This is a genomic window from Nocardia flavorosea (genome assembly GCF_015477805.1).
Classification (GTDB): Bacteria; Actinomycetota; Actinomycetes; order Mycobacteriales; family Mycobacteriaceae; genus Nocardia; species Nocardia flavorosea_A.
Window position 1 is genome coordinate 287977 of sequence record NZ_JADLQL010000005.1, and the last position, 19125, is coordinate 307101.

20 protein-coding genes, 1 tRNA gene and 1 riboswitch are annotated in these 19125 nt (G+C 69.2%); of the genes, 12 read left to right on the plus strand and 9 right to left on the minus strand.

The genetic code is table 11. The features are described from left to right. Positions 1-44: 44 nt before the first annotated feature. Both gcvT and IU448_RS22915 read right to left on the minus strand, forming a co-directional pair. Positions 45-1139: a glycine cleavage system aminomethyltransferase GcvT gene (gene gcvT / locus IU448_RS22910; protein ID WP_195057721.1), complete on the minus strand. Its 1095-nt coding sequence runs from the start codon at positions 1137-1139 to the stop codon at positions 45-47. Between the two features lie 231 nt (positions 1140-1370). Next, positions 1371-1982 (minus strand): GNAT family N-acetyltransferase, encoded by a 612-nt coding sequence (locus tag IU448_RS22915; protein ID WP_324188678.1) that lies wholly within the window; start codon positions 1980-1982, stop codon positions 1371-1373. Between the two features lie 101 nt (positions 1983-2083). On the opposite strand from IU448_RS22915, the gene IU448_RS22920 reads away from it, so the two are divergent. Next, the gene (locus IU448_RS22920; RefSeq protein WP_324188679.1) at positions 2084-2887 is read left to right on the plus strand and encodes a TetR/AcrR family transcriptional regulator; all 804 of its coding nucleotides are present in this window, start codon (positions 2084-2086) and stop codon (positions 2885-2887) included. A 10-nt stretch (positions 2888-2897) separates the two neighbouring features. Beyond that, positions 2898-4409 (plus strand): leucyl aminopeptidase, encoded by a 1512-nt coding sequence (locus tag IU448_RS22925; RefSeq protein WP_195057723.1) that lies wholly within the window; start codon positions 2898-2900, stop codon positions 4407-4409. A gap of 414 nt (positions 4410-4823) precedes the next feature. On the opposite strand, the gene IU448_RS22930 is transcribed toward IU448_RS22925, so the two are convergent. Continuing rightward, positions 4824-5177 carry an oxidoreductase gene (locus tag IU448_RS22930; RefSeq protein ID WP_195057724.1) on the minus strand — a complete coding sequence of 118 codons (354 nt, stop codon included), beginning with the start codon at positions 5175-5177 and terminating at the stop codon, positions 4824-4826. Positions 5178-5430: 253 nt separating this feature from the next. Between IU448_RS22930 and sucB the strand changes: the two genes are divergently transcribed. Genes sucB through lipA form a run of 5 tightly spaced genes read left to right on the plus strand, consistent with a single transcriptional unit; the run spans position 5431 to position 10405 of the window. Next, complete coding sequence (gene sucB, locus IU448_RS22935; RefSeq protein ID WP_195057725.1) at positions 5431-7185, plus strand: 2-oxoglutarate dehydrogenase, E2 component, dihydrolipoamide succinyltransferase; 1755 nt, start codon at positions 5431-5433, stop codon at positions 7183-7185. A gap of 10 nt (positions 7186-7195) precedes the next feature. Further along, complete coding sequence (locus tag IU448_RS22940; RefSeq protein ID WP_195057726.1) at positions 7196-8086, plus strand: TIGR01777 family oxidoreductase; 891 nt, start codon at positions 7196-7198, stop codon at positions 8084-8086. Then, complete coding sequence (locus IU448_RS22945; protein ID WP_324188680.1) at positions 8083-8610, plus strand: GNAT family N-acetyltransferase; 528 nt, start codon at positions 8083-8085, stop codon at positions 8608-8610. Before IU448_RS22940 ends, IU448_RS22945 begins: the two co-directional genes overlap by 4 nt. 2 nt (positions 8611-8612) lie before the next feature. After that, positions 8613-9386 carry a lipoyl(octanoyl) transferase LipB gene (gene lipB / locus IU448_RS22950; RefSeq protein ID WP_195057727.1) on the plus strand — a complete coding sequence of 258 codons (774 nt, stop codon included), beginning with the start codon at positions 8613-8615 and terminating at the stop codon, positions 9384-9386. Further along, positions 9383-10405, plus strand: coding sequence for a lipoyl synthase (lipA, locus tag IU448_RS22955; RefSeq protein WP_195057728.1), 1023 nt, complete (start codon positions 9383-9385; stop codon positions 10403-10405). The genes lipB and lipA overlap by 4 nt, the downstream gene beginning before the upstream one ends. A gap of 408 nt (positions 10406-10813) precedes the next feature. On the opposite strand, the gene IU448_RS22960 is transcribed toward lipA, so the two are convergent. The 3 genes from IU448_RS22960 to fdxA are packed head-to-tail and all read right to left on the minus strand — an operon-like array spanning position 10814 to position 12496. Further along, positions 10814-11350, minus strand: coding sequence for a universal stress protein (locus IU448_RS22960; protein WP_195057729.1), 537 nt, complete (start codon positions 11348-11350; stop codon positions 10814-10816). A 54-nt stretch (positions 11351-11404) separates the two neighbouring features. Further along, positions 11405-12142 (minus strand): helix-turn-helix transcriptional regulator, encoded by a 738-nt coding sequence (locus IU448_RS22965; protein ID WP_195057730.1) that lies wholly within the window; start codon positions 12140-12142, stop codon positions 11405-11407. A 6-nt stretch (positions 12143-12148) separates the two neighbouring features. Further along, the gene (fdxA, locus tag IU448_RS22970; RefSeq protein WP_195057731.1) at positions 12149-12496 is read right to left on the minus strand and encodes a ferredoxin; all 348 of its coding nucleotides are present in this window, start codon (positions 12494-12496) and stop codon (positions 12149-12151) included. Positions 12497-12653: 157 nt separating this feature from the next. Between fdxA and IU448_RS22975 the strand changes: the two genes are divergently transcribed. After that, positions 12654-13028, plus strand: coding sequence for a DUF488 domain-containing protein (locus IU448_RS22975; protein WP_195057732.1), 375 nt, complete (start codon positions 12654-12656; stop codon positions 13026-13028). Between the two features lie 197 nt (positions 13029-13225). On the opposite strand, the gene IU448_RS22980 is transcribed toward IU448_RS22975, so the two are convergent. Beyond that, positions 13226-13302: transfer RNA gene (locus IU448_RS22980), tRNA-Met, on the minus strand. A 176-nt stretch (positions 13303-13478) separates the two neighbouring features. Continuing rightward, positions 13479-13693: riboswitch (cobalamin riboswitch) on the plus strand. Positions 13694-13802: 109 nt separating this feature from the next. Here IU448_RS22980 and IU448_RS22985 point away from each other — a divergent pair. From IU448_RS22985 to IU448_RS23000, 4 genes are all read left to right on the plus strand, one after another. Further along, on the plus strand, positions 13803-14855 hold the full coding sequence (locus IU448_RS22985; RefSeq protein WP_195057733.1) for a FecCD family ABC transporter permease: 1053 nt from the start codon (positions 13803-13805) through the stop codon (positions 14853-14855). After that, the gene (locus IU448_RS22990) at positions 14855-15625 is read left to right on the plus strand and encodes an ABC transporter ATP-binding protein (RefSeq protein ID WP_195057734.1); all 771 of its coding nucleotides are present in this window, start codon (positions 14855-14857) and stop codon (positions 15623-15625) included. The genes IU448_RS22985 and IU448_RS22990 overlap by 1 nt, the downstream gene beginning before the upstream one ends. Further along, the gene (locus IU448_RS22995; protein WP_195057735.1) at positions 15626-16636 is read left to right on the plus strand and encodes an ABC transporter substrate-binding protein; all 1011 of its coding nucleotides are present in this window, start codon (positions 15626-15628) and stop codon (positions 16634-16636) included. Positions 16637-17131: 495 nt separating this feature from the next. Next, the gene (locus IU448_RS23000) at positions 17132-18049 is read left to right on the plus strand and encodes a DUF5995 family protein (protein WP_195057736.1); all 918 of its coding nucleotides are present in this window, start codon (positions 17132-17134) and stop codon (positions 18047-18049) included. Here IU448_RS23000 and IU448_RS23005 read toward each other — a convergent pair. Both IU448_RS23005 and IU448_RS23010 read right to left on the minus strand, forming a co-directional pair. Next, on the minus strand, positions 18044-18673 hold the full coding sequence (locus IU448_RS23005) for a formylglycine-generating enzyme family protein (protein WP_195057947.1): 630 nt from the start codon (positions 18671-18673) through the stop codon (positions 18044-18046). The two genes, IU448_RS23000 and IU448_RS23005, sit on opposite strands and share 6 nt — an antisense overlap. A 75-nt stretch (positions 18674-18748) precedes the next feature. Continuing rightward, a complete protein-coding gene (locus IU448_RS23010) occupies positions 18749-18901 on the minus strand; it encodes a hypothetical protein (RefSeq protein WP_195057737.1) in 153 nt (50 codons plus the stop codon). Between the last annotated feature and the right edge of the window lie 224 nt (positions 18902-19125).

Consider the following 19125-nt stretch of genomic DNA (forward strand, 5'->3'; position numbering starts at 1 on the left):
TCCGGCATCCCGAGGCACGGTTTCGCCCGGCCGCCCGGCCCGGATCAGCTGGTGCGCGGTTTCACGAACGGCGGCCGCACCACAGCGCAGCGCAGCGCGCGCCCGCGCACATCGACCTCGACCTCGCTGCCCGGGGTTATCGCCGGGTCGAGCAGGGCCAGGGCGATCCCGGCCTGCTTGGTCGGTGAGAAGGTTCCCGAGGTGGTCACCCCGGCCTCGCGGCCGTCGTGGCGTACCGTCTGGTTCTCCCGGGGGATCCCGCGGTCGAGCGCCTCGAGGCCCAGCAGGATCCGCCGTGCGCCGGCCGCGCGTTCGGCCTCCAGCGCCGCCTTGCCCCAGAAATCCGTCTTCGCCCAGCCGACCGCCCAGGACGCCCGGGCCTGGACAGGGGTGATCTCGGTGGAGAGTTCGTGCCCGTGCAGCGGATAGCCCATCTCGGTGCGCAACGTATCGCGCGCGCCCAGCCCGGCCACCGCGCCGCCGGCGGCCCGCACCTGCTCGACCAGGGCCCGGAACAGTTCCTCGGCTCCGGACCAGCGGGGCAGCAGTTCGTATCCGTGTTCGCCGGTGTAGCCCGTCCGGCAGACCCGGACGGGCTGTCCGTGCCAGTCGGCATCGGTGAACGCCATGAACGACAGGTCCGTGGGGAGTTTCAGCGCATCCAGGACCTGCGTCGACTGCGGTCCCTGCACGGCGAACACCGCGTAGTCGCGATGCTCATCGGCCACGGTGATCGCCGGCGGCGCGGCGGCCGCCAGCAGCTCCACCACCGTGGCGGTGTTCGCGGCGTTCGGCACCAGGAAGATCTCGTCGTCGCGGACGAAGTAGGCGATCAGATCGTCGACCACTCCCCCCTCCGCGGTGCAGCACAAGGTGTACTGGGCCTTACCGGGGCCGATCCGGTCCAGATCGTTGGTCAGCGCGGAGTTCACGAACTCCGCCGCCCCGGCCCCGCGTACCGTCGCTTTGCCGAGATGGCTCACATCGAACAGCCCCACCGATTCCCGGACGGCGGTGTGCTCGGCCACGGTGCCCGTATAGGAGACCGGCATCTCCCAGCCGCCGAACGGCGCGAACTTCGCCCCCAGTTCGGCATGAACTCCATGGACAGGTCCCTGTTTCAGCCCGGCGTCACTCACCCGGCGAGCTTATCCCGGCCCCGGGCGGACCTGGCGGCCCCCGCGCCGCGGCCTGTTTTCTCCGTAGCGGGGTCCCCATCGACCCGCCGGGCGTTCAGGCTCCGGTGCCCGTGGTCCCGACGACCGCTCCGGACCGTTCTCAGGTTGCGGTGCCCGTGGCCGCCGACGCCGTTTCGGCCCGGGCCGCAGGTCTCGGTGGTTGTCCGTGGACCCGACGACCGGAAGCAACCCTCAGGCTTCGAACCACATGGGGATCAAGGTCGGGCCGTCCTCCGGCAGTGAAAAAGGCTCACCGATACGCACGAAACCGTGCCGGGCGTACAGGCGCGACGACCGCTCGGTACTGGCCTCCAGATACGCCGGCATTCCCGCGGCGGCCAGCGCCCGGGTGCGGTGGCCGAGGATCGCCGCCCCGGCACCCCGGCCCCGGTACTGCGGAACGGTGACGATCAGCTCCAGGTAGCGGTGCGGAAACCGCCGCGGATGCTCGCGCGCCAGCAGCTCGGTGACGTAGGCCGAACGCTGCAGCGGTACGACGTCCGGGGCGCGGTCGGCCTGTTCCCGGACGGTCGCCGCCTCCGCGTGCAGCCGTTCAACGGAATCGACGGCCTGCCAGACCGAAACCGCCCAGATCTCGCCCGCCGCGCCCGCGACCCAGATCTCGTCCTCGGCGAGCCCGCGCTCGATGATCTCGGGCAGATACACGTCGAGAAACTGCTTCGCCGGATGACCGCGCATCATCCATTCCGTCACCGCCTCGTCCGGGGCCGCTGTCGAGAGCGCGGTCATCAACGCGTCGAAATCGCTCTTGTCCGCACGCCGCACATCCAGTTCCGTACCCACGTCGCCTCCTGGTGAATGGTGTTCCTGTAGGCGAACTTATGCGTCTCACCACTGCACAACCACTATTTCGTCACGGAATTTCGTGTGTTGAAATCGACGGTGTGAACCACTGTGTGCGCTGCGGCGCGGAACTGCGGCAACCGCCTCGGGGCCGGCGGCGGCACTATTGCTCCCGCTCCTGCCAGGCGCGCGCCTACCGTGCCCGCCGCGTCGCGGCCCCGGCCCGCTTACGCCCCGCACCGCGCCGTCTGTCGGCGGTCGCGATCACCCGGACGGCCGTGGAGCTCGCCGACCGCACCGGTCTCGACGGCCTCACCATGCGCCGGCTGGCCGGGGAACTGGGGGTGGCGACCGCGGCGCTCTACCGGTATTTCGACGATCGCGAACAGTTGCTCGCCGCAATGGTCGAGATGGTGCTCGCCGATCCCCCACCGCCGACCGGCGAGCTGTCCGGGTGGCGGGCGCGCCTGCGTTACGAGGCACAGCGAGAATGGCAGCTGTACCGGAACCACCCGTGGGTGCTGCCGGTGCTCTCGCGCGTGCGGCCACCGCTCGGCCCCGGATTGCTGGACACTCTGGAACGCGCGCTGTCCGCCTTCGGCGAAGTGGATCTGCCGCGCACCGAGCTGATGTCGGCCTATCTGAGTTATTCGGCGCTGGTCCAGGGCCTCGCCCTGCTGTGGACCTCGGAGCGCACCGATCGGCTCGGCGGGGCGGACGACAGCGCGGCGGCTCCGCCGGATCTTGCCGACCTCATCGACGCGACCGCGCGCCCCACGCTGTACCGGGTCTTCGACCCGGCGGCGGTACCGCCGCCGGAACTCGACTTCGACGCGCTGCTGTCCTACGGCGTGGACATGCTCCTCGACGGTGTCGCGGTACGGCAGCGAAGCGCCACCGAATAGCCTGAAAGCCATGACAGCTGTCGCAGATCGTCCGCTCGGACCGGAATTGGCACGTACCCAGACCATCGAGCCCGGCACCGACGTCCTCGTCGTCGGTGTGGCCACCACCGACGACGGGCCCGTCCTGCTGCCCGAGGATCTCTTCGGCGATGTACTCGGCACCGACCTGCGCGCCCGGCTGCTGGACCAGATCACCGCGGTCGGCGGCACCGGTAAGGCCGAACAGTTGGTGCGAGTGCCGGCCCCGGCCGGACTGGACGATGTCACCAGTGTGCTGGCCGTCGGACTCGGCAGCGCCGAGGACCTCGACGCCGAGCAGATCCGCCGCAGCGCCGGAGTCGCCGCCCGCTCGCTGACCGGGGTCGCACGAGCCGTCACCACCCTGTCCGGCCTCGATATCGGCGCCGCCGTGGAGGGTTTCTACCTCGGCGCCTACTCCTTCACCCCGTTCCGGTCCGCGAAATCCGCCCCGAAACCGGAGGCGGCCCCGCTCGCCCGGCTGGAACTGCTCGTTCCCGAGCCGGATTTCGGCGGCGACGCGCTGCTGCACGCGCAGTTGACGGCCGAGGCCGTGGCCACCGCCCGCGATTTCGTGAACACCCCACCGAGCCACCTCTACCCGGCGGAATTCGCCCGCCGTACCGAACTGCTCGCCGAGGGCGCCGGGCTCGAGGTCGAGGTACTCGACGAGAAGGCGCTGGAGGCCGGGGGTTACGGCGGCGTCGTGGGTGTCGGCAAGGGTTCGTCGCGACCGCCGCGGCTGGTGCGGCTCACCTACCGGGGCGGCGACAAGAAGGTCGCGCTGGTGGGCAAGGGCATCACCTTCGATACCGGCGGTATCTCCATCAAACCGGCCGCGAACATGGAGAACATGACCTCGGATATGGCCGGGGCGGCGGCGGTCGTGGCGGCGACCCTGCTGGCGGCGCGGCTGAGCCTGCCCATCACCGTGATCGCGACCGTGCCGATGGCGGAGAACATGCCTTCGGATACGGCGCAGCGGCCCGGCGATGTGCTCACTCAGTACGGCGGCACCACGATCGAGGTCACCAATACCGACGCCGAGGGCCGGCTCATCCTGGCCGACGCCATGGTCCGTGCCGGTGAGGACGACCCGCAGTACCTGATCGACGTCGCCACCCTCACCGGCGCGCAGATGGTCGCGCTGGGCACCCGCACCCCGGGTGTCATGGGCACCGACGATTTCCGCGACCGCGTCGCCCGGATCTCCCGCGAGGTGGGCGAACACGGCTGGCCGATGCCGCTGCCCAAGGAATTGCGCGCCGACCTGGACTCCAAGGTCGCCGATATGGTCAACGCGACCTCGCACCGCTGGGGCGGGATGCTGGTCGCCGGCACCTACCTGAAGGAGTTCGTGCCCGAGGGCGTCCAGTGGGCGCATATCGATATCGCAGGCCCGGCGTACAACACCGGCGGGCCGTTCGGCTATATCGGCAAGGGCGGGACCGGCGTCCCGGTCCGCACGCTCATCGCGGTACTCGAGGATATCGCCGCCGAATAGGCCGCGGGCCGGTTCGACCGGGGAGCAGCGCAACCGGGTCCGGCGCCACCATCGGTCGGCGCCGGACACCGGCCCGGGCGTCGGCCGCGACGACGACGAGTGCGAGACGAGCGCCATATGCCGGAACGTCCCGGTGCCCGGCCTGCGACGTCGGCAGACAGTCCACCGATGTTGCGGTCGAGCGCCGGACGCACCGGGGCGATGCCGCGGTAGGCGCCACCCGAGCAACAGAACCGGCGACCCATCGGCCACCCGGGCCGTGAACCCGAACCGGCAGAGCCGACCTGCGCAGCCCGTGCCGAACAGCGTCCCGGGCCCACTGGCGGCCCGTCCGGGCCACTGCGGACCCCGGCGTTCCCCGGCGTCGCGACGGCACCGGTCAGCGCCGGCGCGTCCTCGAGGCTGCGCGCCCGTTCACCCCTCGCCGAGTTCCTGCTCCATCGCACGTTTGCGTTCGATACGGCGGCGGGCGTCGTAGTCGCGCATTCGTTGCGGGTAACCGGTTCTGCCGACGTCGTACACCGGGATGCCGAGGTCGCGCGCGAGGCGGCGGGCACCGCGTTCGCCGACGATCCGCCGGGTCCACTCCCCATCCGCGGCAACCAACACCACCGTGACATCGGTCACAGTGGTCTTCGGTTCGACGAAACCTTCCACTCCGGTGCGTGTGCGCATCCATTCCACCAGGTACCCGGTTTCGGCCGAACGCCCACGGGAAACACGGTCCCGCCCAGGCGCGACGCGACGGAAACGATCGAGTAAGCCCACCGTGGCCGACCTCCTGTTGTTCACCGAACCCGCCGTACAGGGCCGTGATTCCATGGTGCCGGACGGCAGGATCGGATGCCCTCCGGTAACCGGCCGCGGCGACGAGTGCAAGGATGGTGGCCGGAACAACAACCACACAGATCTCCGGCGCCGCGCAGAATGAACGCCGGCTGGAACACTGTCGCGACCCGCGACGGGATCCACCGGAACGAACTGTTGTAGACCCGTCGAGCAGTTAGAGGAGTCAACGGACATGGCCTTCTCCGTCCAGATGCCCGCTCTTGGTGAGAGCGTTACCGAGGGAACGGTGACACGGTGGCTGAAACAGGAAGGAGACACGGTCGAGGTCGACGAGCCGCTGCTCGAGGTCTCCACCGATAAGGTCGACACCGAGATCCCGTCCCCCGCGGCGGGTGTGTTGACGAAGATCGTCGCGCAGGAAGACGACGTCGTCGAGGTGGGCGGCGAACTGGGTGTTATCGGCGAGGCCGGCGAATCCGCCGCCCCCGCGCCGGCTCCGGAACCGGCTGCCGCCGAACCCGAGCCCGCGCCCGCGCAGGAAGCCGCGCCCGCACCGGAACCCGCACCCGCCGCCCAGCCCGCGGCGGCGTCCGGTCGGGCCTCCGGTACCCCGGTGAAGATGCCGGAACTCGGCGAATCGGTTACCGAGGGCACCGTGACCCGGTGGCTCAAGGCGATCGGTGACGAGGTCGCGGTCGACGAACCGCTGCTCGAGGTGTCCACCGACAAGGTCGATACCGAGATCCCCTCGCCCGTGGCCGGCACGCTGCTCGAGATCACCGCGAACGAAGACGATGTGGTGGAGGTCGGCGGTCAGCTCGGCGTGATCGGCTCCGGCACACCCGCCGCGAGCTCCGCCCCGGAGCCTGCGCCCGCACCCGCCCCCGAGCCTGCACCGGCGCCCGAACCTGCTCCGGCTCCCGCCGCCGCAGCCCCGGCACCTGCTCCCGCACCGGCACCTGCTCCCGCACCGGCCCCGGCTCCTGCCCCGGCGCCCGCACCTGCCCCCGCGGCGCAGGCACCGGCTTCGTCCGGTAATGGCGCCACCCCGTACGTGACGCCGCTGGTCCGCAAGCTGGCCGAGGAGAACGGCGTCGACCTGTCCACCCTCACCGGTTCCGGTGTCGGCGGGCGGATCCGCAAGCAGGATGTGCTCGCCGCCGCCGAGGCCAAGAAGGCGCCCGCCGCCCCGGCCGCGGCTCCGGCCGCCGCCCCCGCGGCGAAGGCTCCGGCCGCACCCGCGCCCAGCCCCGCGCTGGCGGCGCTGCGCGGTACCACGCAGAAGGCCAACCGGATCCGGCAGATCACCGCGACCAAGACCCTGGAATCGCTGCAGACCACCGCGCAGCTCACCCAGGTGCACGAGGCCGATGTCACCAAGATCGCGACCCTGCGGTCGAAGGCCAAGGCCGAATTCGCCAAGCGCGAGGGCGTGAACCTGACCTTCCTGCCGTTCTTCGCCAAGGCCGTGGTGGAGGCGCTCGGGGCGCACCCGAACATCAACGCCAGCTACGACGCGAACAGCAAGGAGATCACCTACCACGCGTCGGTGCATCTGGGGATCGCCGTGGATACCGACCAGGGCCTGCTCTCGCCGGTGATCCACAATGCCAGCGATCTCTCGCTGGCCGGGCTGGCGCGCGCTATCGCCGATATCGCCAACCGGGCCCGTACCGGCGGCCTGAAACCGGACGAACTGGCCGGCGGCACCTTCACCATCACCAATATCGGCAGCCAGGGCGCCCTGTTCGACACCCCGATCCTGGTGCCGCCGCAGTCGGCGATGCTGGGAACCGGTGCGATCGTCAAGCGGCCCACCGTGGTCACCGACGAGTCCGGTAGCGAATTCATCGGTGTGCGCTCGATGTGCTACCTGCCGCTGACCTACGATCACCGCCTGATCGACGGCGCGGATGCCGGACGGTTCCTCACCACCATCCGGCACCGTCTCGAAGAGGCGGCGTTCGAGGCCGATCTCGGCCTGTAAGGTCACGTAGATGCTGGTTGTGGTGGCCGGTTCGTCCGGGCTGATCGGCACTGCTCTCGTCGCGGCGCTACGCCGGGACGGGGATCAGGTGCTCCGGTTGGTCCGGCGGCCGGCCGCCGCGCCCGACGAACGCCACTGGGATCCCGCCCGCAGCGAACTCGACCCCGCCGTTTTCGCCGGGGCGGACGCGGTGGTGAACCTGTGCGGCGCCGGGATCGGCGGTAAACGCTGGTCGGGCGCGTACAAACAGGAACTGCGCGACAGCCGGATCACTCCCACCGATGTGCTGGCGACGGCGGTCGCGCGGGCCGGCGTGCCGACGCTGGTGAACGCCAGCGGTGTGCACTACTACGGCGACACCGGTGCCCGCGCGGTCGACGAAACCGGCCCGCCCGGTACGGGTTTCCTGCCCACACTGTGTGTGGACTGGGAGGCCGCCACCCGCGCGGCCGCCGACGCGGGCGCCCGTACCGTGCTGTTGCGCAGCGGGGTCGTACTCGCCGGCGATGGTGGGATGCTGCCGCAACTGAAGGCCCTGTTCCTGCTAGGTCTGGGTGGCCGGCTCGGCAACGGCCGGCAGTATCAGCCGTGGATATCCCTCGACGACGAGATCGGCGCGATCCGGCACGCGCTCACCACCCCGGCGGTCAGTGGCCCGCTCAACGCGGTGGGTCCCGCGCCGGTCACCAATGCCGAATTCACTCGTGCCCTGGGCCGGGCCCTGCATCGGCCGACCCCGCTGCTGGTCCCGGGTTTCGCGCTGAAACTCGCGGTCGGCGAATTCGCCGACGAGGCGATCCTGCACAGTCCCCGTGCCCTGCCGGGCGTGCTCGAGGCGACCGGTTACCAATTCCGTCATCCCACGGTCGGGACGGCGCTCACCGCCGCGGTGGGCCGGTGAACCCTGCCACCGTCACCCTGGTTCGCGACGCGCGGGCCGCGGATCTGCCCGCGATCCTGCGGATCCACAACCGGGCGATCGCCGAGACCACCGCCATCTGGGACGACGAGCCCGTCGACCTGGCCGATAGGCAGGCCTGGTTCGCCAACCGCACCGCGCACGCCCGGCCGGTCCTGGTCGCCGAGGTCGACGGGGAACTCGCCGGTTACGCCAGCTACGGCCCGTGGCGGCCCAAATCCGGGTACCGGCACACCGCCGAGAACTCCATCTACATCGCCGACCACTTCCAGCGGCGCGGGATCGGCGCCGCCCTGCTGGCCGAACTGATCGAACGCGCCCGCGGCGCGGGCGATATCCACGCCATGATCGCGGTGATCGAATCCCGGAACACCGCCTCCATCGCCCTGCACGAACGGTTCGGTTTCCGCATCGTCGGGCAGCTGCCCGAAGTGGGCCGCAAGTTCGGCCGCTGGATGGACCTGACACTGATGCAGCTCACTGTGGAGATGAGCGTAACGTCGTGATCGTGAACAACACCCGCACCGCAACCCGGTCGGCACGCTACGACAGCACCCCCGTCGACGTGCGCGATCTGGGACTCATCGAGTATCAGCAGGCCTGGGATCTGCAACGTGCGCTCGCCGCCGAACGCGCCGACGGCGTGGGCGCCGACACCCTGTTGCTGCTGGAACATCCGTCCGTCTACACCGCGGGCCGCCGCACCGAGGAAGCCGACCGGCCCACCGACGGCAGCCCCGTGATCGACGTCGACCGCGGCGGCAAGATCACCTGGCACGGACCCGGCCAGTTGGTGGGCTATCCCATCATCCGGCTCGCCGAGCCGATCGATGTGGTCGATTACGTCCGGCGACTGGAACAGGCGCTCATCCAGGTGGTCACCGATCTCGGGGTGGAATGCGGGCGGGTGCCCGGCCGTTCCGGAGTGTGGCTCGCCGCGTCCGGGATGCTGCCCGAACGGAAGATCGCCTCGATCGGCATCCGGGTGCAGCGCGGTGTCACCCTGCACGGGATAGCACTGAACTGCGATCCCGATCTCGGTGCGTTCGGCGCCATCATCCCCTGTGGTATCCGGGATGTGGGCTCCACCAGTCTCAGCCAGGAACTCGGCCGTACGGTCACCGTCGCCGAGGTGCGGCCACGGCTGGCCGCCGCGATCCCGGCCGCGCTCGGCGGTGAGCTCCCGGTTACCGAGCACGATATCCCGCGGGCCGCCACCCTGGCCGTCGCGGAATCCGCCGCCGCCACCGCGGCATGCGACCCGAAAGGCCCCGCCGCATGACCTCCGCCCAAGCCCCCGCCGGCCGTAAACTGCTGCGTATCGAGGCCCGCAACGCCGAGACCCCGATCGAACGCAAACCCGGCTGGATCCGCACCCGCGCCACCATGGGCCCCGAATACACCGAGCTCAAGGGCCTGGTGAAACGGGAGGGCCTGCACACCGTCTGCGAGGAAGCGGGCTGCCCCAACATCTTCGAATGCTGGGAGGACCGCGAAGCCACGTTCCTCATCGGCGGCGAACAGTGCACCCGGCGCTGCGATTTCTGCCAGATCGATACCGGTAAACCGTCCCCGCTGGACCGGGACGAACCGCGCAGGGTTGCCGAGAGCGTGCAGGCCATGGGCTTGCGTTATTCGACCATCACCGGTGTCGCCCGCGACGATCTCGACGACGGCGGCGCCTGGCTGTACGCCGAAACGGTGCGCGCCATCAAGAAGCTCAACCCGAACACCGGTGTGGAACTGCTGATCCCGGATTTCAACGCGAAACCGGACCAGCTCGCCGAGGTGTTCGCCACCCGCCCGGAGGTGCTGGCGCACAATCTGGAAACCGTGCCCCGCGTGTTCAAGCGGATCCGCCCGGCGTTCCGCTACGAGCGTTCCCTCGCGGTGCTCACCGCGGCCCGCGCCGAGGGCCTGGTCACCAAATCCAATCTGATCCTCGGTATGGGCGAAACCCCCGAGGAAGTCACCCAGGCCATGCGTGACCTGCACGAAGCCGGCTGCGATATCCTCACCATCACCCAGTACCTGCGCCCCTCACCGCGGCACCATCCGGTGGATCGCTGGGTGAAACCCGAAGAGTTCGTGGAACATTCGAAGGTCGCCGAGGAGATCGGTTTCGCCGGTGTGATGGCGGGCCCGCTGGTGCGTTCCTCCTACCGCGCCGGCCGGCTGTACGCCCAGGCCATGGCACATCACGGCCGCGCGATCCCGGAAACCATGGCGCATCTCGCCGAGGAGGGCACCGCCTCCCAGGAAGCAAGCGCTGTCCTGGAACGGTTCGGGTCGCGAGCCTGAGCCGGGTCGCGACGTTCCCGGAGTCGGTTCGCAGGATCTGCGACCGCACGCCGCCACGCGACACCGGCAGAGGCCGAGGACCGCTGTTACAGCTGGATGCGGTCGCCGGTGAACACCGAAGAGCATCGCACCGATGAATCGGGCGGCGAGGATCGGTCTATATCGGTGAATGGACCGAACAGGAGTGCAGCATGGTCATCGTCGCCGGACGCACTCTCGTCACACCAGCAGGCCGCGAGACATACCTCGCCGACCGCGTCGTCACTGTGGTGCTTCGGCGAAAAGCTCTCCTGTCTGCCGATGAGCGCACTGTGGACAACTCCTCCGGATTGCCCCCGGAGCGCTGGAAATCCGGGGCGGATGAATCCGGCGGCGCGCACAGAAGCCCCGACCGACGTCACTCCGCTGTTATGGCACCACGGTGACAGGGCAGCGGGTCCGGCGGAGCAACCGGGCCGCGGTAGATCCGGCCAACCGCCGCAATCGGCTGCTCGACCGGCCGACGACGATACTGTCGGCATTGTTGTCGTCGGCAAGCCGCGCCAGTTCGACCGCGGGGTCGCCGCAGCGAACGGTGAACGACCAGCGCAGTGGCAGGTCACAAAGCACCTCGGTGGCCAACTCACGGGCGGCGGCGATCTGCCGGTCGGCGAGTTCGGCGGTGATATCGACGCCCATCGGCCCCACGCCGGTGAGATAGGCGCTCGTCCCGAGACTTCTGATATAGGCAACCAGCACGGTGGCATGCATGCGACGCGCGGCACCGGCCGCGTAAGCGAGCGCATGCGGGGACGCCTCGGACGTATCGACACCGACGACAATGAGCGGGCCGTCCGCCCGTTCGCGGTCATCGCGGTGGTGGGTGGTCCTTCCGTCCGGCGCGTCGAGATGCTGATCGCGGGACCGCCGCGGGCGTTCGGGTCTCGATTCAGCCGGCGTGGTCATGCTCGTATCCGACCGGGACACACAGGGCGGTGACGATAACAGGCCGGGCGGGGATCATGCCACGGATCCGGCCGACGCCGATGCGGACGAAACATTCGAGGTGTCGGTGGTGAGGTGGGCCAAGCAGAGATCAGGAGTTACGAACGGCTCGAGTCTCTGCACTGCGACCGGTGCGGCGCGCCCCTCGAGCACGCCCTGCATCAGGCCGAGATGGACCGGGCACACCACGCTCGCCCGGGTTTCGGCCAGGTCCAGAAACGGGCAGTGCCGCAACCGGATCTGCGGCTGCCCCTCGACGGTGTCGGGTTCGGGGTCGAAACCGGCATCGCCGAGCACCCGTATCAGCGCACCGACGGCCTGCTGAACTGTCGGCGCCGCAGCGTTCATCTCACGTGCCAGCGCACGGCCCCAACGGCGTCCGGCCTCGGATGCGCGGGCCGGCGGGTCGGGGTCCGCGGCCAACTGGGTGGCGAGGACCTCGGCGAGCAGTCGGTAGTTGCGCGGCCCCGCCGGGTCCATCCCACGATGGGCGCGAAACATCTGCGGCGGGCGACCCGGGCCGGTGCGGGGATGTTCGGTCCGCTCGGCTTGTCCGGCCTCGACCAGCGCCTCGAGATGGAAGCGCACCGTGTTCGGGTGCAACTGCAGGCGTGTGGCGATATCGACGATGCTCAGCGCATCACGGGACCCCCGCAATATCGCCAGCACATCGCCGCGCCGCCCGCCACCGGCTCCGGCCGTGCCGGCGCGCGAGCGGGACGGGGTGGCGGCGGAGGCCCGAGTGGGTGTCATGGCTCGTTACTCCTTACTCCGTGAGGGCAGCGCGGCGACCAACGGAGTGTCGACCCCGAGTGGGCCGAGTTTCGCTGCGCCGCCGGGGAATCCGAGCGGCTGCTCGCGACCGGGCAGGGTTTCGGTGAAAAAAGCGGCATTATCGTCGAGATAGGGCTCGAGTTCGGCGGGAAGGTCCTGTTCATAGTAGATCGCATCCACCGGGCACACCGGCACGCACGCACCGCAGTCCACACACTCGTCGGGGTGGATATACAACGATCGCCCCCCTTCATAGATGCAGTCGACAGGACATTCCTCCACGCACGCACGATCCATCACGTCCACACAGGGTTCGCCGATCACGTATGCCATAACTCTATTTATACATCCAAATATTGTATAAACTAAGCGCTGGGTGACCTTCCCCACCGGATATGTCGACGCTCTGCGCGCCCGCAGAGCGGGGGCGGCCCGAGCCTCCGGCGGCGGTTTCGCCACCCGCCCGCGGACGCCGCGAAAGGAGAACACCATGAGCGGACAGATCACCTACTGTCGTGTCTACGATCCGATCTCACCGGCCGGCAACGCCCGAATCCTGGTCGACCGCGTCTGGCCGCGCGGGCTACGCAAAGACGACCTCGATCTCACCGAATGGTTACGCGATATCGCACCGTCCACCGAATTGCGGCACTGGTACAACCACAAGCCGGCGCGGTTCGCCGAGTTCCGCCGCCGCTATCTGGCCGAGCTGACCACACCACCGCACCGCACCGCCGCCGACCACCTGCGCCGCATCGCCGCCGACACCGATGTGACACTGCTGACCGCAAGCCGGGATATCGACCACAGCCAGGCAGCTGTTCTCGTTGACTGGCTCACCGAAAGCCGGTCCCGGCCGCACTGAGTCCCGGCCGGACCGCCCCAGCGATCGCGGCCGTCCACTGTTCCGGCCCGTTCGGCAACCGGCGCGGCGCAGACGGCCCGATAGGCTCGGCCCCGTTTGCCGAACGAATGAATCGACATTTCCGCGCCTGTTCGACTCAACAGACTCCGGCCCGAACGCAAAACGGCCTCGGAACCTTGGTTCCGAGACCGTTTTCCTGGTAGCGGGGACAGGATTTGAACCTGCGACCTCTGGGTTATGAGCCCAGCGAGCTACCGAGCTGCTCCACCCCGCGTTGCGTGAGTAACCGTAGCTCACGCAGGAGTGGGGGACCAAATCGCCTCCGGACTCCTGGCTGCGGCCCCGGGGGAATCGGTCGCCGAATTCCGTTCGTGCACCGGTACGCGACATCCACGCGAGTGAGGTGGTGCACATTCCCGCCCGGAGCGCCGATTCCGGAAATCCGGGGTGCTACCGTGACCGCGCGCTGGTTACCGCCCGTCGACGACGGGTGGTTCGCAAGAGGGAATCCGGTGGGAATCCGGAGCTGCCCCGCAGCGGTATGTGAAAACGACCGCGGTCATCAGCACTGGGCCCTATGCCTGGGAAGCGACCGCCAGTAGGCGATACGGGAATCCGTATCACGTTCACGAGTCCGAAGACCTGCCCGCGTGGTCACGCCGACGGCGTGGTCCGGTGTCGACTCCGAGGGAGCGGTTGACCAGTGATGGGTTGTTGTGGCTTACGCACGTCTGCGTGCATCGGCATCGGGAACGGGCGAGTGGTTCCGGTTCGATGAGTGCACCCGGGATCCGGCGGCTGCCCGTGGCGGCTTTGATTGCCGGTTTCACCGTGGCGCTGGCCGTCGTCTCCGTTCTCGCGTTGATGTTCGGCGCGGTGCATATTCCGTGGCGTGCCACGGTGGGTTTCCTGTGGGCCGAACTCACCGGCGGTGTCGTCATGGCGACGGATATCGCCGAGTACCGGATCGTTGTGGATTCCCGGTTGCCGCGGGTCGTGCTGGCGGCGACTGTCGGCGCCGGACTGGGTGGCGTGGGGTTGCTGGTTCAGGCCATGGTGCGCAACGCCCTCGCCGATCCCTATGTTCTGGGTATTTCGTCGGGTGCGTCGGTGGGCGCGACCGCGGTCGTGCTGTTCGGCGCTTTCGGTGCGCTGGGGGTGTACGCGTTGTCGTCGGCGGCTTTCGCCGGAGCGTTCGGCGCCACTGTCCTCGTCTATCTGATGGCCCGGTCGAGTGCGGGGCTGGTGCCGTTGCGGCTGGTGCTCACGGGTACCGCCGTCGGCTACGGCTTTTCCGCGGCGACGACGGTGCTGGTGTTCATGGCGCCCCATGGTGATGCGGCTCGTTCGGTGATGTTCTGGCTGCTCGGCAGTCTCGCCGGGGCGACCTGGCAGATGGTCCCGTTGGTGGTCACCGTCGCCGTGGTGGGCCTGGCGATCATCGCGGTGTGCGCGCGGCAGTTGAATGCCCTGTCGATGGGTGATGAGGTCAGTGCCGCGCTCGGTCTCAATGCTGCCCGGTTCCGTCTGCTGCTCTTCGTCGTTTCGGCCGCGATGACGGGCTGTTTCGTCGCAGTGTGCGGGGCCGTCGGTTTCGTCGGCCTGGTGGTGCCGCACGTCGCCCGGCTGCTGGTCGGCGCCGACCACCGGCGGCTGATCGTGGTTACCCCGCTGCTGGGCGCGGTGTTCCTGGTGACGGCCGACCTCGTGGCCCGGATTCTCCTGCCGCCGCAAGAGTTACCGCTGGGCGCCGTCACGGCCGCGGTGGGTGTGCCCGTATTCGTGCTGCTGATGCGGCGGCGCGGCGCGATGACCGGGGGCGGCTGATGCGTGTCGACTACGTCGATGTCACCGTGGCGATCGGCGGTACGACGATCGTCGAGGCGGTGACCCTGACCGCCGAATCCGGGCAGTTCATCGGCATCGTGGGCCCGAACGGCAGCGGTAAATCCACGCTGCTGCGTTGTCTGTACCGCGCCGTATCCCCGAGTTCTGGGCAGGTACTGGTGGACGGTAGGGATATCACCGCGATCGGGATGCGCGAGAACGCCCGCCAGGTGGCGGCGCTGACCCAGGACTCCACCACACCGTTCGATTTCACCGCCGCCGAAATCGTGGCCACCGGCCGATTACCGCATGCGGGCCTACTGCGCGGCACCCACCGGCGCGACGACGAGATCTGCGCGGCGGCGATGGCGACGGCCGATATCGCCCATCTCGCCGATCGCGGTTTCCTGTCGCTGTCGGGCGGGGAACGCCAGCGCGTCCTGATCGCCCGGGCGCTGGCCCAGCAGCCGCGAGTCCTGGTCTTGGACGAACCGACCAATCACCTCGATGTGCGCCACCAGTACAGCGTCCTGTCCGCGGCGCGGGACCTGGGTATCACCGTGGTCGCGGCATTGCACGACCTGAATCTGGCTGCCCAGTACTGTGACCGGCTCTTCGTCCTGCACGCGGGCCGGCTCGTCTGCGCGGGACCGCCGGACGAGGTGATCACCGCGGAGGTGATCGTCCGCTGGTTCTCGATCGGCGGCCATATCGTCACCCATCCCCGGCTCGGTGTTCCGCAGATCATCTTCGACGAGAAGGACTTTTAGATGAGGCTTCCCCGGATACTCGTGGCACTGGCGGTCACGGCCGCAGTCGGATCGACGGCGTGCGGCGCCGAGGTGCAGCAGCCCGCCGGGGCGGCCACCGGCGCGGCGGTGACGGTCACCAACTGCGGTGCGCCGCTGACGGTCGAGGGCGTCCCCGAACGGGTGGTCACCAACGACACCGGTATCACCGAGATGATGTTCGCGCTCGGGCTCGCCGACCGGCTGGTGGGACACACGAGTTATCCCGGGAAGGAACGCGATATCGCTTCGTCGCCGTGGAAGGCCGATTTCGAGCGGACGCCGCTGCTCGGTGACGCGTTCACCCGTGAGGTCGTCCAGGCGGCCGATCCCGATTTCGTCTTCGCCGGGTGGAACTACGGGTTCAAGGAGTCCACCGGACTCACCCCGGACTGGGTCCGTTCGATCGGCGCGGTGCCGTACCAGTTGACCGAGGCGTGCCGGCAACCCGGAACGGACCGCCGCGGCGTGATGGAACCGCTGGACGCGCTCTACACGGATCTGGCCAATCTCGGGGATATCTTCGGTGTGCGCGCGCGGGCCGATCAGCTCATCGCGCAATACCGGGACCAGGTCGCGAAAGCCGCCGCCGGCGCCCCCGCCGGGCAGGAACCGGCCCGGGTGTTCCTGTTCGACAGCGCAACTGCCGAACCGTTCACCTCGGGCCGGCATGCGGCGCCCTCGCAGATCATCCGGGAAGCGGGCGGTAGCAATATCTTCGACGATCTGAACGATTCGTGGACCACCGCCTCGTGGGAAGCGGCGGCGCAACGGGATCCGCAGGCGATTCTGATCGTGGACTACGGGGCGGGACCGGAGAATTCGGTGCAGGCGAAGATCGAACAGCTGCGTACGCACCCGCTGATGGCGGGTACCACGGCGGTCCGGGAGAACAATCTCCTCGCATTGCCCTATGCCGCGCTGGTGGAGGGACCGCGAAACCCGCAGGCCGTGGTCACCGTCGCCGAATTCCTGCGCTCCAGGGGTTATTAGTCGTGCCCTCGCCAGCCGGCCGGGCGACGGGCTCCGGAACCGGCGCGCTGCGGCGGCGGTCACCATGCGCGCGGTCACCCGCCTCGCCAACCTGAGTCCCCACTACTTCTATGAAACCTGCAGCGACCGCGCAGGCCTGATCGCGATGTGTCGCATTCATGAGGAGCGAAGCCGGTGAGAAATGAATCGAGCTTGCGTTCAGCGGCGTCTTCGGCGACCTCGCGGACCATGACCACAGACCACGCCGTAATCACGGGGCGGGCGTTTGCCGCGTGGCGGGCAAGGTTTCGCCCGGCGTACGGGACTAGTCTGTAGCCGCGCTCGGCGAGCTTTCCGGCCGATCCACTGAGTCCGTTGCACCGCATCCGGGCGCGCACGGCCGCCGGACCGAGCCCGCCACGGCGATCGATCCCGCACTCGGCGACGCCGTCGGCCGCGGTGACCGCGTGGTCGTGTATGCCCCCGTTGTTGTCCGTCGAAGGAAGGTGGTCGACCATGCCGGATGTATGCGCCGGCGAACGGAGATATCCCGGAATCACCGCGTTCGCGCTCGTATTCGCGGCCATCTTCCTGGTTGTCCCACCTCGCGCCGAGGCCGTTGTCGCCGACAGCGCGTGTGGCGCACCGCTGGCCCCGGCCGCCGTCACCGAGATCGTCGAACTCTCCGATACGTCCGAACTGCTCGACGAGAGCACCGGTACCGCACCGGCCCGGCTCGAACGGGCGGTGGAACAGCATCGGCGGATCACCGAGATCCTGGTGGCTCACCGGGACCGGCGGGGCCTGCTGCCGCTGGGACTGGATGCCGTGGAGCGGGCCGCCGTCATGCCGTTGCAGCGCAACCCCCGCGTGTTCGACGACCCGGAGTGGGCGCACCGTATCAGCCTGGAACTGCTGACCCGTTTCCTGCGCAACCTGCATGCGGAATTCACCGGCGCACCGGCGGAACCGCAGTGGGCACACTATTTCGCGCTCACCCGGCAGTGCGAACTGTCCGCCGCGCGGGTCGCGATGGCGGGCTACAACGCCCATCTCACCGTCGACCTCGCCTATTCCGTGGCGGCGACGCAGGCGACACCGGCGAATGCGCACGACCATTTCACCATCGTCGACGCGATCGCGCGCCACGGTTTCCGCATCGTCGATCTCACGAAAGCCGTCTACGGTGGCGACCTCGGCCCGCTGTGGCGGTTCTATTTCGTGGGCGAGGGACTCGATGCCGTACTCGGCGCGGGGGTGGCCACCGGCCCCCTGCTGCGCCTGGCCGATGCGGGCGCCAATGTGGTGATCTTCGGTAACGGCCTGGCCCTGCAGGATCCGGTCACCGCGCCGGCGGTCCGGGCGGAGATCGAGATCCTGTGGCGCAGCGCCGACGCCGCCTTCGAAGTACTCGCCGCCCGCGGCGCGCTATAAGACCGAGCGGGCGACGCGGAACCCGATATCGTCGAGTCGCAGCGTCGGATGGCTGCGCCGTCGCACCGACGCCCGGCAGCTCCAGTGTTCGTCGAACCACCCGCCGCCGCGCAGTACCCGGTATTCGCCGTAGACGGCCGGATCGTAGAAGTCCCAGCACCATTCCCAGACATTGCCGAGCATGTCGGACAACCCCCACGCGTTGGGCCGCTTCCGGCCGACGGGATGCGCGGTACCGCCGGAATTGCCTCGGTACCACGCGATTTCGTCGAGCTCGCCGTAGCGGGGGCCCGTGGTCCCCGCCCGGCAGGCATATTCCCATTCCGCTTCGGCCGGCAAGCGATACCCGTCGGCGGACAGCGCCCGCTCGGTATCCGCCCCCGCGCCGCGATACACCGGGGTCAGCCCTTCTCGCTCGGACAACCGGTTACAGAAGCGCACGGCGTCGTCCCAGGACACGCTGTCCACCGGCAGCTCGTCTCCGGTCCCGTCCCCCATGATCGCCGCATATTGCGCCCGAGTCACCGGCCGCGCCGCCAGGCGGAACGCCGCCAGCTCCACCGGCCAGCGGTGTTCGGTCCGGCGATCCGACAGCTCCACCCGGCCCGCCCGGATATCCACCAAGGCGATCTCGATACTCACGGGTCGTGTCTATCAGCAGCGGAGTCAGGCCGGTCCGGCAGCCCGAATCGGCCGACGTCACCGTTTCAGCGGTAGCTGTAGCACCTGATCGTGCCGGGGCAGTGCACCCGAGCGGTGGAACGGCAGGTGGTACACGCGGGCAACGCATCCGGCGCCGCCCGCGGCGAACAGCCGGCCGCGTGGATCGAGCCCGAGCGCCGGTGTGCCCATCGCCGGACTCAGCACCGAATCGCGTCCGGTTCGCAGATCCGCCCGATAGACGGTCCCGTCCCACCGTGAGCCGAGGTAGGCGATCGGCGCAGGCCCCGATCGCGTTGCCTTCCGGGCAAACCCGGCCGGTAGTGCGATCGCGTCCGGAAACAGGCGGCGGTCCCCGCCACATCCGGTTACGGCGAGGGACGGCGCCGAGCGTCGCGTCGGTGACCGTGAGCTCG

What these genes read in the sequence shown, in the direction of transcription:
- IU448_RS22990 (WP_195057734.1), top strand. Translation starts at nt 14,855, where the DNA reads ATGCGTGTCGACTACGTCGATGTCACCGTGGCGATCGGCGGTACGACG.
- IU448_RS22975 (WP_195057732.1), top strand. Translation starts at nt 12,654, where the DNA reads ATGAGCGGACAGATCACCTACTGTCGTGTCTACGATCCGATCTCACCG.
- fdxA (WP_195057731.1), bottom strand. Translation starts at nt 12,496, where the DNA reads ATGGCATACGTGATCGGCGAACCCTGTGTGGACGTGATGGATCGTGCG.
- IU448_RS22925 (WP_195057723.1), top strand. Translation starts at nt 2,898, where the DNA reads ATGACAGCTGTCGCAGATCGTCCGCTCGGACCGGAATTGGCACGTACC.
- IU448_RS23010 (WP_195057737.1), bottom strand. Translation starts at nt 18,901, where the DNA reads ATGGGCACACCGGCGCTCGGGCTCGATCCACGCGGCCGGCTGTTCGCC.
- IU448_RS22985 (WP_195057733.1), top strand. Translation starts at nt 13,803, where the DNA reads ATGAGTGCACCCGGGATCCGGCGGCTGCCCGTGGCGGCTTTGATTGCC.
- lipA (WP_195057728.1), top strand. Translation starts at nt 9,383, where the DNA reads ATGACCTCCGCCCAAGCCCCCGCCGGCCGTAAACTGCTGCGTATCGAG.
- IU448_RS23000 (WP_195057736.1), top strand. Translation starts at nt 17,132, where the DNA reads ATGCCGGATGTATGCGCCGGCGAACGGAGATATCCCGGAATCACCGCG.
- sucB (WP_195057725.1), top strand. Translation starts at nt 5,431, where the DNA reads ATGGCCTTCTCCGTCCAGATGCCCGCTCTTGGTGAGAGCGTTACCGAG.
- IU448_RS22960 (WP_195057729.1), bottom strand. Translation starts at nt 11,350, where the DNA reads ATGACCACGCCGGCTGAATCGAGACCCGAACGCCCGCGGCGGTCCCGC.
- IU448_RS22995 (WP_195057735.1), top strand. Translation starts at nt 15,626, where the DNA reads ATGAGGCTTCCCCGGATACTCGTGGCACTGGCGGTCACGGCCGCAGTC.
- IU448_RS22965 (WP_195057730.1), bottom strand. Translation starts at nt 12,142, where the DNA reads ATGACACCCACTCGGGCCTCCGCCGCCACCCCGTCCCGCTCGCGCGCC.
- IU448_RS22940 (WP_195057726.1), top strand. Translation starts at nt 7,196, where the DNA reads ATGCTGGTTGTGGTGGCCGGTTCGTCCGGGCTGATCGGCACTGCTCTC.